The following is a 12,416-nucleotide window of genomic DNA, read 5'->3' on the forward strand; positions in this document are numbered from 1 at the left end:
AACGCTATCGCTCGATCCGCGCTGCTTCGATGGACCGCTCCAGCGATCGCGCCGCGCTCACCGCGTCCGAGTGGGAAAAGCGAGAAACATCGGCGACAATCCGCACCTGCCCTCCGCGGTATGCGTGCTTACGCGAAAACGAGGACAGCAGCCGAAGGGATGCGCAGCGCCTGAAAAGCTCATCGGACAAGACATCGGCATCCACGGCCAGGGCCCGATCCAGCGCGATGAGGAAATGAAGGCCGCCGTCCATGTTCTCGAAGCTGACGAAGCGCCCCAGATCCGTGCTTCTGATCTGGCGTATGAACTCGTCGCGCACCGTTCGGTACGCCGTTTTCAGCTTCAACGCATGACGCTCGAACTCCCCTGTTTCCAAAATGCGCGCAAGCGAATCCTGCAGAAGCGAGCTGACCGTATTCGAATAGAATCCCAACCGATCGTCGAAGCGCTCCATCAGCACACGCGGAAGCACCATGTAGGCGATGCGCATATCCGAACCCAGGCTCTTGCTGAACGTGTTCGCGTAAACGACCGAACCGGTCGAATCGATGCTTTGAAGCGACGGAACGGGTCTGCCCGCCATCCTGAATTCGCAATCGTAATCGTCTTCGACGATGATGCGCGCCGGATCCTCGGCCGCCCAGGACAAAAGCTCGTAACGGCGGGACACCGACATGATGGCTCCGGTTGGAAACTGGTGGGAGGGCATAACGTGGGCGACATGCGCCCCGCATGTGCGCAGACCCTCGACGATCATCCCGCTCTCGTCTACGGGAAGAAAGGCGACGCGCGCCTCGTTCGCCTCGTAGAGCCGGGACAAAAGCGGATACCCGGGGTCTTCGACGGCGTAGATGCGGTCGCGGCCCGCAAGTTGGACCAGCAGGTTGTACAGCACCTGGGCGCCCGCGCCCACGACGACGCGCGCCGGATCGACGTCCATGCCCCGAAATCTTCTCAGATGCCGGGCTATTGCGCGACGCAAACGCGGCGAGCCCTGGTGCGGCATCGCTCTGGACAATCCGGCGTCTTGCAAAAGCGCGAGCTCGCGACGCACGGCACGCGCCCACACCCGAGCCGTGCGCGCCTCGAAAGGCGCGCTTCGGCTTTCCTTGTCGTACCGATCGTCGCGAATGCGCTCGGAGAAATCCCCCTCAACGCGCTTATCGCCCGTCCCGGGGCCGTTCGGGCAACCATCGCGGCCTACATTCGCCGATTCTCGAAGATCGTCCGCGGACGGTATCGCAGGCAGCGCTTCGGCAAAGTAGCCCGTACGCGGCACCGCGCGCACATAACCCTCGGCGACCAGCTGAGCGTAGGCCCCCTCGACGGTAACCAGGCTCACGCCCAGGTGTTCGGCAAGCGATCGTTTCGAGGGAAGCTTCTGGTTAAACGCAATGGCTCCCTGTTCGATATCGCATCTGATACAACGGTACAGGTAATCATAGAGCGCCGCGCCGTCGCGGCGGGACAGATCATAGGTCAGCATAGGCTGTCGGCCTCCCGGTTTGAAAACTGGCCTTATTATTTAATCGTAAACTGACTATAACGCTATATCCAAAAGTATCTTACCCTAGGCAAAGGCCAAACCCGCGAAAGGAGATCGCATGGAAGAAACCAAAGAAGATCGCGGCAAGCTCAACCGCGAACTCGCCCAGATGCTCAAAGGCGGCGTCATCATGGACGTCACCACGCCCGAGCAAGCGCGCATAGCCGAGGAGGCCGGAGCAGCCGCGGTCATGGCCCTCGAACGCATCCCCGCCGACATCCGCGCCGCCGGCGGCGTGTCCCGCATGAGCGACCCGCGCATGATCAAAGGCATCCAGCAAGCCGTGTCCATCCCGGTTATGGCGAAGGTCCGGATCGGGCATTTCGTCGAAGCCCAGATCCTCGAAGCCATCGACATCGACTACATCGATGAGAGCGAAGTGCTCTCCCCCGCCGACAACGTCTACCACATCGACAAGACGGCGTTCAGGGCGCCGTTCGTCTGCGGCGCGCGCGATCTGGGCGAGGCGCTGCGCCGCGTTGCCGAGGGAGCCTCGATGATCCGTACCAAAGGCGAACCCGGAACCGGCGACATCGTGCAGGCGGTCACCCACATGCGCCTGATCAACAGCCAGATTCGCCACGTCGTCTCGCTCAGGGAAGACGAGCTGTTCGAAGAGGCCAAACGCCTCCAGGTTCCCGTCGAGCTGATCAGGTTCGTCCATGGCGCAGGCAAACTGCCCGTGGTCAATTTTGCCGCAGGAGGCGTTGCCACCCCGGCCGACGCCGCCCTTATGATGCAGCTGGGCGCCGAAGGCGTATTCGTCGGATCGGGCATCTTCAAAAGCGGCGACCCCGAAAAGCGTGCGCGCGCGATCGTGGGGGCCGTCACGAACTTCGAAGACCCCGAGCGCATCGCGGCGCTGTCGGAGGATCTGGGAGAAGCCATGGTCGGAATCAACGAAGGCGAAATCGAGATCCTCATGGCCGAGCGCGGCAGGTAGCCTCATGACCGTTGGAATACTGGCCATCCAGGGAGCGTTCGTCGAACATAAGAGAAAGATGAGCGCCCTGGGTGCCCCCGTCGTCGAAATCCGTCAGGCTCGCGACCTCGACCTCCCCTTCGATCGGTTGATCCTACCCGGTGGGGAAAGCACCGTGCAGCGAAGACTGATCCATGAGGACGGCCTGTTTGAAACTTTGAGAAGCCGCATCCTCGACGGAATGCCGACGTTGGGCACCTGCGCGGGGCTCATCCTGCTTGCCGAGAGGATCGAGGGGGAGAAAGACAGCCCCTTCCCTTCCTTCGCGACGCTTTCCGTGTCCGTCGCGCGCAACGCGTACGGCCGCCAGCTGGGCAGCTTCCGTACCGTGGGAACGTTCGCGGATGCAGGGGAGCTTCCCTTTACCTTCATCCGAGCGCCCCGCATAACGAAGGTGCGAGAATCTGCGCAAGTTCTCGCCTTCCATCGGGGAGAGCCCGTCGCGGTGCGCCAGGGAAACCAGATGGGCCTCGCGTTCCATCCCGAGCTCGATGCAGACATGGGAGTGCACGAGCTGTTCTTGTCGCTTTAAACTTTACACTCCCTTTACCTTCGACTTAATGCCCCCTTACGTCGATCGGTCACCATGAAGGCCGGCACCTAGAGTGCGTCGGGCTCGCAGCCAAGCGGCCCGGCATCGACGGAAGGAAACTCATGGGCATCGACATCGTCGCAGTTGGCTCTGCAATAGCGTCCAACCCGGTTTTGGGACTCATCGTCTTGTTGTGCATGGGGGCAACCGTCGTCAACGGAGCAACCGACGCCCCCAACGCCATCGCAACCGTCGTCGGAACCAGGGCTATGCGCCCCGCACCCGCCATCGCCATGGCGGCGGTGTTCAACTTCATCGGCCTGTTCGCCATCACCATGGTGTCCACGGCCGTGGCGCAAACCATCTTCGGCATGGTCGATTTCGGCGGGGACAACCGGCAGGCCCTCGTCGCGCTTGCCGCCGCGATGGTCGCCATCATCGTCTGGGGAGCGGCGGCCTGGGCCTTCGGGATTCCCACCAGCCAAAGCCATTCGCTTATCGCCGGCATCACCGGGGCGGCGATAGCGCTGCAGGGCGGCCTGAGCGGCGTGAACGGGGCCGAATGGGTCAAGGTTATCTACGGTCTGGTCATTTCCACCGTGCTGGGCCTTGCCACCGGATGGCTGTTCACCCGTCTTATAAAGATTACCTGCGCCGACGTTCCCCGACCGCATGCCGAGCGTTTTTTTAAGTGGGCTCAGATCGTATCGGGTGCCGGAGTCGCGCTGCTTCACGGAGCCCAGGACGGTCAGAAGTTTCTCTCCCTCAGCATGCTGGCCATCATGTTGGGGGTCTACGGATCCGCCGACATGAGCGGCGGATTCCCGATATGGCTCGTGCTGCTGGTATCGGCCGTCATGAGCCTGGGTACCGCCGTGGGGGGTCGCAAGATCATCAAATCGGTGGGCATGAGCATGGTGAAGATGGAGCAGTACCAGGGATTCGCAGCCTGCTTGTCGGCCTGCTTCTGCATCGGCCTGGCCACGTTCACCGGCATGCCGGTATCCACCACCCACACCAAGACCACCGCCATCATGGGCGTCGGCGCCGAGAAGCGCCTGCGTGCCGTGAAGTGGAACCTTGCAGGCTCGATGGTGCTCACCTGGGTTCTGACGTTTCCCGGGTGCGGTCTTCTGGCCTACGCGTTCACCTATCTGTTCCTGTTTCTGATGTAGGGACGATCCGGTCTTTGGGAAGGCGCACCGTAAACGTAGCGCCTCCTCCTTGCGTTTCGCTCAGCTCGATGGTGCCGTCATGCAATTCCACCACATGCTTGACGATGGCCAGCCCCAATCCCGTGCCGCCCGTTTCCTTGCTGCGGCTCTTATCGATGCGGTAGAAGCGCTGGAACACCGCTTCGCTCAGCTCGGGCGGAATTCCCGGACCACGGTCGATCACCGACAGCCCAACCGATTCCCCCCCACTTGAAATGACGACATCGATTTGCGAATCGGCGGGAGCGTACCTGATCGCATTGTCAAGGAGGTTGTATACCATCTGCTCGAGCAGCATCCTGGCGCCCGGCACCTCGCACAAAGACGCGCTGTCGGTCGATACGCGCACGACGACCCCCTTCGGGGACGAAATGGCGATAAGACGGGTTTTCACCGCCTCGGCAAGAGCGTAAAGGTTCACCGGCATCATCTGCCGATCAAGCGTCGGTTCATCGAGCTTGGAAAGCGTGAGCACATCGTCGATGAGAGCGCGCATGTTCTGAGCCTCTCTGTGGATGATCCCTCCGAACCGCTCCTGGTCGGGGACAGATACCAGCCCGTTTTCCATCAGCTCGGCATAACCGCTGATCACCTGTAATGGCGTCTTCATCTCATGGCTCACGTTGGCCGAGAACTCGCGGCGCATGTTCGCAGCCGATTCGAGCTCTTCGTTCTGGGAGCGCAGCAGAACCCGCTGTTCGTCCATGCGCACGAGAAGCGGACGCAATTCGGGATACACCCGGTTGCTGAGGGGCGCCTCCACGTCGAGCGAAGCGATGGGATCGACGATGCGGTTCGAGAGAACCCGCGAAAACGCCAGCATGACAAGCATCATAGCTCCGAGAGCCGCCGCCAAGGGAAGGATCTCCCCCTGAACGAGCGAGGCCAACGACTGGCGGGTCTGACCCAGGCGCACAAAACCCCCGTCGTCAAGCTGGACCGCAGCGAACAGAATATCGGTGTCGAGCGTCTCCGAATGTCGGAGCACCACCGCATCGGGTCCGTTTTTCGCGCGCTGGATCTCGGGACGCGTCCCGTGGTTGGAGAGAGCCGCATCGGGAGCCTGCGAGTCGAACACCACGTTACCCTCGGCATCGATGAGCGTGATGCGGTCGGCGGCGAACTGATCGATCGCGACGCCCGCACGCTCCTCGACCGGCAGCGGTCCGAGCACAGCTGCTGCACGCGCCACCTCGTCGCGCAAAACGCGCTCGGCCGATCCCTCGTATACGCTGTAGGAAACCGCAGACGCGATAAGAAAGAACACCAGCAACGCCACGGCTGTGACGATGGCGAGGCTTGCAAAGATACGACCCGTAAGCGTATCGAAAAACGCCCGGATGCGCGCGAAGCGCCTCATCGACCCGCCTCGGGATCGAAGGAGTAGCCCACGCCGCGCACGGTGCGGATAAGCGACCCGGCACCCGAGTGCGCCTCGGAGAGCTTGCGGCGCAGCGTCTGCACGTGAACATCGACCGTTCTCGTCTCGCCCACAAACGCGATATCCCATACCAGCTCGAGCAGAACCTCGCGCGTGAGCACCGTTCCCGCATGCTCCATGAGGGTCTTCAGAAGATCGAACTCTTTGACCGTCAGATCGAGCTGGGCTCCCGCAACCGAAACCCTGCGCGCCTGAGGCGAGAGCGACACCGCTCCGCACGTCACCTCCGGCTCGCCCGAAGCTACGGCCGGAGCTCCGGCGCGCCTGATCAACGCCTTGCAGCGGCTTACCAGCTCCATCATGCCGAAAGGCTTCACCAGGTAGTCATCCGCTCCCGCATCAAGCCCGATCACCTTGTCGTACTCGGTGCCTTTGGCCGTCAGCATCATCACGGGAATGTAGGCGGTTGCATCATGGGCGCGCAGGCGCCTCAAGGTATCCAACCCGCTTTCCCCCGGCAGCATGATATCGAGCATCACCAGATCGGGCTTCGATTCCCCCAAAGCCTCCCAAAACGATGCAGCCTCCGAAAAGCCGCGCACCTCCAAACCGGCTTGGCGCAGCGCGTACAGGGCCAGCTCGCGGATATCGGTATCATCTTCAACGTAGTAAATCAAGGCGGAGCTCCATCGCGCGGTTCGAAGAACATCGAGAGTAGAAGATACCACGGAACCCTTAGCTTGAACGCGATTCCGAGGACGCGCTCCCTCCCCGCTTCAGAAACCGCAGGCCATCGGTGGCCACGTATACGATCATGCCCACCGCCAGCAAAAACGGGTAGAACAGAAACGGAATGATGGATACCGATGAGATGCCCGCGATAGCCGCGGCGATCAGCAGCTGGGCTCCGTAGGGTATGATGCCCTGCCCGATACACGACCAGGTATCGAGCAACGACGCCGCCTCGCGCGGGGAAACGCCGTACTCATCGCTGATCTGCTTGGTAACCGATCCCGACATAACGATGGCCACCGTGTTGTTCGCCGCTGCCACGTCCAGCAGCAGCACCAGCAAGCCGATGCCGGCCATGCCGCCGCGCCGCCCCTTGAAGTGCCCCTTGATGAAGCGCAGAATAGCCGCGAACCCACCGTGCTGGCGCATGAGCGCGCCGATCGCGGCGACCAAGATGGTGACGATCATGGTCTCGAACATGCCGGTGGCTCCCGAACCCATCGCCGTGAAAGCCGTGATGAACGAGAGGCTTTGGGCCCACGCTCCGGCAAGCGTCATGAGCACGATGCCGATAGTGAGAACCAAAAGCACGTTCATACCCGTCATGGCCAGCACCAGCACCGCGAAATACGGGAGGGCCAGCACGACGTCGAACTCGTAGGCCCCAACCGAGGCCGGCGCCGACGAAGCGCTCGCCAACGTGATCACGGCAAGCGTCGCGATCGCCGCCGGAATGGCGATCTTGGCGTTCTCGTAGAACTTATCCTTCATGGCGGCGCCCTGGGTCTTCGTCGCCGCAATGGTTGTGTCCGAGATGAACGAGAGGTTGTCTCCGAACATGGCGCCGCCCACGACGCTGGCCACGCAGAACGCGAGGTTGAGGTCGGCATTGACCGCCGTAGCCACCGCGATGGGCGTAAGCACCGAAACCGTGCCCGTGCTCGTTCCCATGGCAAGCGAGATAACGGCCGCGATGAAGAACAGTCCCGGAACCGCGAAGTTGCCGGGAATAACCGACAGCATCATGTTCGCGGTGCTCTGAGCGCCTCCCGCCTGGCTGGCAAGGCCGCTGAACACGCCGGCGAACAGGAAGATGAACAGCATGATCACGATGTTCTCGTCTCCGATGCCGCGCGCGCAGCAGCGGATCTTCTCGTCGAAGCTCAAGCCCCGGTTCTGAACGAGCGCAACGCCGAGCGCGATCATGAAGGCGACGACCACCGAGATGATGTAGAAGCCCATCTGGCCTTCGATGGGGCTGATGTACTCGAAGTACACACCCGTCCCCAGATACAGGGCAAGAAACACCGCGATGGGAAGCAACGCGGCCGCATTGGGCTTGATGCCAGCCCCTTCCTCCATACGGACCTTGGCCTGCTCGACGGCAGTGGCCGCAGCGGCGCTCTCAGCCTGACCCGTTTCGCGCTTCTCGTTCATGACACCCTTTCGTTTTCGACGGTAGTTATCGGATTATCTCATAACGCCACCGAGGATGGCTCCGAAACCGCGACGGAGGCCATCGCGCGGGTGCGGCCAGGTCGGCATCAAACGACACCGCCGCAACCGCAGTTGAAGGCGCTCGCGGCCGATCAGCCCAGTTCGCCTGCGATGGAGCGCTCCATCCACCTCAGAAACTCCCTTCCCCGAAAACCCTGGGAAAGCAGGAACGCCGCCTTGGCGTAAGCGGCCTCGAACGTCATATCCCGGGCACCTACCGCCCCTTCGCGCGGAAACGCCGTGCTCGCCTCGTAGCGCCCCAGGGCGACGGATGCCTGCGCGCACTGAGAGCATATAACGATGGGCACGCCGGACGCGAAAAGGCGTTCGAACGGCTCGGAGAAACCGGGTTCGCCGACAGGGGCGTTACCCACTCCGTACGCGCGCACCAAAACCGCCTCGGGCAGCGGATCCAGAACCGTCTCGAGGCGCGCGACCGAAATGCCCGGCACGATATCGACGACCGCGATATCGCAGCGGCGAAACGGAAGCGGATCGGGCCAGCCCGAACAGACCGCATCGACACCCGCCCACTCCCACGGGGCACCCGCACATGCCAAAGGCGCTGCACAGGGCGATTCAAATCCTTCGAAATCCCAGGTAGATCGCTTGATAACGCGATTTCCCCGAAACAGGTGCCGACCGAAGAACAACGACACGCCCTCTGCACGTCCGCTGAGAACCGCCGAGAGGGCGCCCGCCATGTTGGAAAAGGCATCGGATCCCGCGCTTCGGGCGGGCAGCTGCGACCCCGTGAAAACGACGGGCTTGCCAAACGACGCCAGGGCAAAGCTCAAGGCGGACGTCGCATAGGCCATGGTGTCCGTTCCGTGCAGCACGACGAACCCATCGGCCCGATCACGGTGGGCCGTAAGATTCTCAACCAGCGACCGCCACTGATCCGGTCCGGCGCTCGAAGAATCAATGGGAGGTTCGATCTGGGAAAACCCGATGGATGAATTTTCAAGGCCGGCAAGGGCGGCAACCTCGGAAAGCCATGTGCGCACATCGGCTCCCGGAACCAGGCCCCTAACCGATTCGACCATGCCGATCGTACCCCCGGCATACGTCACATGAACGCGCATTGAACCTCCGTTTCCACATATGTGCGATGTGCGGTCATCCTCGATGCGCACAACGGCCTCCCGAAGCATACCCGAAACGCACTCCGCTTCAAAGCACGGGCCCTCGCCGCATCCGACAGCTTCGCTCGACACCCCGGAACTTCCCAAAACGCGCTACACTCTTCTTTTTGCAATTACACGTGAAAGCGGGCGCAAGACACGATGGGCAACGTCAAACGTCGCATGGGCGACAGGCAAACGGTCATGCTGGCAAGCATCTGGATAACGGTGATCTGGCTTGCAGCCGACATGTACCTTCCCGCCCTTCCCACCCTCGTCGCCGAATTCAACACCACCGAAGCCGTCATCAACTCCACCATGATGGCCAACACGCTCAGCCTCGCATTCGGATCCCTTCTGGGCGGTCCCCTTACCGACAAGGTGGGTCGGCGCGCGCCTTTGCTGATCGCCGCCGTTCTCGTGATCGTTGCGAATGCGGCGTGCGCGTGCGCCACCTCGCCCGACCAGCTCATCGCCTTGAGGATTTTCGCAGGAAGCGCGGGCGGCCTCATCATCTCGACCGTCATGGCGGTGCTGCGCGATCGGTTCAACGCCGACAAGCTCGCCTCGGCCGTAACGGTCTCGCAATCCTTCGCGGTGCTCGGCCCGCTGGTCGCTCCGTTCCTGGGATCCCTCCTGCTCACGTTCGCCTCATGGAGGGGCATCTACATCCTGCTTGCAATCCTGTCCGCCGCCTGTTTTCTCTGGACGCTCGCCCTCGAAGAAACGCTCCCGCTCGACCAGCGCGCCGATATCAGCATCGTCGGTTCCCTGGGACTGGTGTTCGATATCGCGCGCGACCGCTCGTTCATGCTTGTTCTGGGCGCTCTCTGCATGGCTCCGCTCACGTTCGGCACCTACCTGCTCACCTGCTCTTACGTCTATCTCCAGTTCTTCTCGCTGGACTACATCGGATACAGCATCTGCTACTTTATCGCCATCCTCATCGAGTTGGCCGCGCCCTTCATCTACGAGCGGCTTTCGAGAAAGGTGTCCCCCCTGGCCATCATGATCACCATCGGAGGGCTGCTCGCGCTCGCAGGAGGGCTCGTCATCGCCGTCGGCACCACCTCTCCGGTGGCCTTCCTCTTCGGATGCGCCTTCTTCATCATCGCCAGCGGCATGGGGCGCGCGTTCGCCTACGTCGTCCTCATGGGCTCGTGCAAGCGCAACGCCGGGGCCGCTTCGGCCCTCATCACCTTTTCGCTGAACCTGTTCGCCGGATTCGGAGCGCCCATCGCCTCGATTCCGCTGTGGCCCAACCACGTCATCGGCACCGGGGCGCCCTCGCTGTTTGCCGGCATCATGCTTTTGGCGATCACGTTCATCCTGGTCGGTCCCGTAGGATCGAAGATCCTCGATAAAATGCCGAAGGCGCACGGCGAATCGTCTTGATGTAAGCGATAATAGCCGATCTGCGCCCCGATTCGACAAGGAGCCCTCATGCCGCTTTTCCGACGCATCCTCATTGGCCTCGGCGCCTCGGTGCTGGCCTTGCTGCTGGCGCTTGCCGCCTATGCCGCATACCTTCAGGCCACGTATTACCGCGTCCCCGACAACCAGGCCATCGAAATAGAGAACAACTCGTCCGAAGGCCTCAAGGCTCGTGCGACCTATACGGCGGTTTCCTACAACATCGGCTTCGGGGCCTACACGCCCGACTACACCTTCTTCATGGACGAAGGCGCGATGGCCGACGGAACCGAAACCAAGGGTGTCCACGGCCGTGCCGTAAGCGAGCAGAGCGTACGGGATTGCACGACCGGCGACATCGATCTGGTCAAGACGATCGATCCCGACTTCGCGTTGCTCCAGGAAGTGGACACCGACTCCGACCGCAGCTTCCATGTGAACCAGAAGTCCCAGTTTGAGCAGGCCTTCCCCGCTCATGCATCAGCCTGGTCGTCGAACTTTCACAGCGCGTTTCTGGCCTATCCGTTCAACGAGCCCCACGGAACAGTGAACGCGGGGCTTCTCACCCTTGCAAAGGCCGGTATCAGCAGCGCCCAAAGGCGCAGCTATCCCATCGACGAATCGTTTCCCACCAAGTTCTTCGACCTCGATCGCTGTTTTCAGGTGATGAGGATGCCCGTCGACAACGGAAGGGAGCTCGTCCTCGTCAACAGCCACATGTCGGCCTACGACAAAAGCGGCCTGGTGCGCGCTCGCCAACTGGAGCTGCTGAAATCGCTGCTCGAGGAGGAAGCGGCGGCCGGCAACTACGTCGTCTGCGGAGGCGATTGGAACCACGCACTTGCCGGAAGCGTCGATCTGTACCCATCCGAACAGCAAGTTCCCGCATGGGTGGCGGTCATGGGCGATGAGGACCTGCCGGCGGGCTTTTCGATTGTGAAACCCGGCAACCTGGCCGATGTCGCCACCTGCCGCGGCTGCGACATCCCCTACGAGAAGGGCGTCACCTACACCGCTACGGTTGACGGATTCATCGTTTCCGACAACGTGCGTGCCACCGCCGAAAACATCGAAAACGATTTCTCCTTCAGCGACCACAACCCGGTGAAGCTGACCTTCGAGCTTTCCTGATTTCGACGGGAGATCCCATGACGCGCACCGCTCGATCGCGCAAGCACGCTAACTTCGACCTGGAAAAGCGCCTTTCGGCCGTCGAAGCATGGGTCGTCCGCGACCCGCAAACCTTCAAAGGCGCCTGGTGCGCTTGCGCGCGTCCCAACCGCGCCCCCTTCGAGCGCATCTGCATCGATCTGGGATGCGGCAAAGGCTCGTTCATCGCCGGCCGCGCACCCCTCCAACCCGACACCCTGTTCGTGGGCGTCGATGCGGAGCCGGTGTGTTCGATGCACGGCGCCGAACTTGCATGCGATGCCGATCTGGAAAACGCGCTGTTTCCGTTGGATAGCGATCCGAGACTCGGCCGATTGTTCGGCGCCGGAGAGGTGGACGAAATTACCATGAACTTCCCCACCCCGTTTCCCCAGAAGAAGAAAGCCGCCTTCAGGCTCACTCATTACCGCAGGCTGATGGAATACCGCGGTGTCTTGAAAGACGGGGGCAGCATCCTACTGCGCACAGACAGCCGCCCGCTGTTGGACTACAGCCTCACCCAGTTCCAAGACGCCGGTTACACGATCACTTGGGTTTCGTTCGACCACCGCAGCTCGGCCTCGCACCTTCCCGCAACCGAATACGAACGCAAACTCACCGCCAAGGGAGCGCGCGTACTCGCACTCGAAGCCGTGCCCGACCGCACCCCCCTCGACCAAGCGCGAGCTCAGGCGCGCTATGACGCGAGCCTGTTCGACTTTTTGCCCGATAACCTGGACGACCTCCGCTACATCCCCCACGGGATGGAAAACGCTATCGAGAACATGAGAAACCGACTTGCCCGAAAGCGCGCTCGATGCGCGCCGCCGCGTTAGGGAGCGGAAG

Annotated in this window: 11 protein-coding genes; 6 read left to right on the forward strand and 5 right to left on the reverse strand. The window is 62.0% G+C overall.

Annotated elements, in window-relative coordinates; all coding sequences use genetic code 11:
• Nucleotides 1–4: 4 nt before the first annotated feature.
• A complete protein-coding gene (locus EIH26_RS06775; protein ID WP_124061450.1) occupies nucleotides 5–1,486 on the reverse strand; it encodes a PLP-dependent aminotransferase family protein in 1,482 nt (493 codons plus the stop codon).
• A gap of 118 nt (nucleotides 1,487–1,604) precedes the next feature.
• Here EIH26_RS06775 and pdxS point away from each other — a divergent pair, with 118 nt between their 5' ends.
• From pdxS to EIH26_RS06790, 3 genes are all read left to right on the forward strand, one after another.
• Nucleotides 1,605–2,489 (forward strand): pyridoxal 5'-phosphate synthase lyase subunit PdxS, encoded by an 885-nt coding sequence (pdxS, locus tag EIH26_RS06780; RefSeq protein ID WP_124061451.1) that lies wholly within the window; start codon nucleotides 1,605–1,607, stop codon nucleotides 2,487–2,489.
• Nucleotides 2,490–2,493: 4 nt separating this feature from the next.
• Nucleotides 2,494–3,060, forward strand: a complete 567-nt coding sequence (pdxT, locus tag EIH26_RS06785; RefSeq protein ID WP_124061452.1) for a pyridoxal 5'-phosphate synthase glutaminase subunit PdxT — start codon at nucleotides 2,494–2,496, stop codon at nucleotides 3,058–3,060.
• A 122-nt stretch (nucleotides 3,061–3,182) separates the two neighbouring features.
• Entirely contained in the window at nucleotides 3,183–4,235 is a 1,053-nt protein-coding gene (locus EIH26_RS06790; RefSeq protein ID WP_124061453.1) for an inorganic phosphate transporter, read from the forward strand.
• On the opposite strand, the gene EIH26_RS06795 is transcribed toward EIH26_RS06790, so the two are convergent.
• The 4 genes from EIH26_RS06795 to EIH26_RS06810 form a co-directional block, all read right to left on the reverse strand.
• Nucleotides 4,207–5,634: an ATP-binding protein gene (locus EIH26_RS06795; protein WP_124061454.1), complete on the reverse strand. Its 1,428-nt coding sequence runs from the start codon at nucleotides 5,632–5,634 to the stop codon at nucleotides 4,207–4,209. The genes EIH26_RS06790 and EIH26_RS06795 overlap by 29 nt on opposite strands.
• A complete protein-coding gene (locus tag EIH26_RS06800) occupies nucleotides 5,631–6,332 on the reverse strand; it encodes a response regulator transcription factor (protein ID WP_124061455.1) in 702 nt (233 codons plus the stop codon). Before EIH26_RS06800 ends, EIH26_RS06795 begins: the two co-directional genes overlap by 4 nt.
• Nucleotides 6,333–6,390: 58 nt before the next feature.
• Nucleotides 6,391–7,824: a Na+/H+ antiporter NhaC family protein gene (locus tag EIH26_RS06805; RefSeq protein ID WP_124061456.1), complete on the reverse strand. Its 1,434-nt coding sequence runs from the start codon at nucleotides 7,822–7,824 to the stop codon at nucleotides 6,391–6,393.
• A 152-nt stretch (nucleotides 7,825–7,976) separates the two neighbouring features.
• Nucleotides 7,977–8,969 (reverse strand): asparaginase, encoded by a 993-nt coding sequence (locus tag EIH26_RS06810; protein WP_124061457.1) that lies wholly within the window; start codon nucleotides 8,967–8,969, stop codon nucleotides 7,977–7,979.
• A 201-nt stretch (nucleotides 8,970–9,170) separates the two neighbouring features.
• On the opposite strand from EIH26_RS06810, the gene EIH26_RS06815 reads away from it, so the two are divergent.
• The 3 genes from EIH26_RS06815 to EIH26_RS06825 are packed head-to-tail and all read left to right on the forward strand — an operon-like array spanning nucleotide 9,171 to nucleotide 12,406.
• Nucleotides 9,171–10,403 carry an MFS transporter gene (locus EIH26_RS06815; RefSeq protein ID WP_124061458.1) on the forward strand — a complete coding sequence of 411 codons (1,233 nt, stop codon included), beginning with the start codon at nucleotides 9,171–9,173 and terminating at the stop codon, nucleotides 10,401–10,403.
• A gap of 48 nt (nucleotides 10,404–10,451) precedes the next feature.
• Complete coding sequence (locus tag EIH26_RS06820; RefSeq protein ID WP_124061459.1) at nucleotides 10,452–11,552, forward strand: endonuclease/exonuclease/phosphatase family protein; 1,101 nt, start codon at nucleotides 10,452–10,454, stop codon at nucleotides 11,550–11,552.
• Nucleotides 11,553–11,569: 17 nt separating this feature from the next.
• Nucleotides 11,570–12,406: a tRNA (guanosine(46)-N(7))-methyltransferase TrmB gene (locus EIH26_RS06825; protein WP_124061460.1), complete on the forward strand. Its 837-nt coding sequence runs from the start codon at nucleotides 11,570–11,572 to the stop codon at nucleotides 12,404–12,406.
• Nucleotides 12,407–12,416: the final 10 nt, after the last annotated feature.

Source organism: Gordonibacter sp. Marseille-P4307, from assembly GCF_900604965.1.
Taxonomy (GTDB): domain Bacteria; phylum Actinomycetota; class Coriobacteriia; order Coriobacteriales; family Eggerthellaceae; genus Berryella.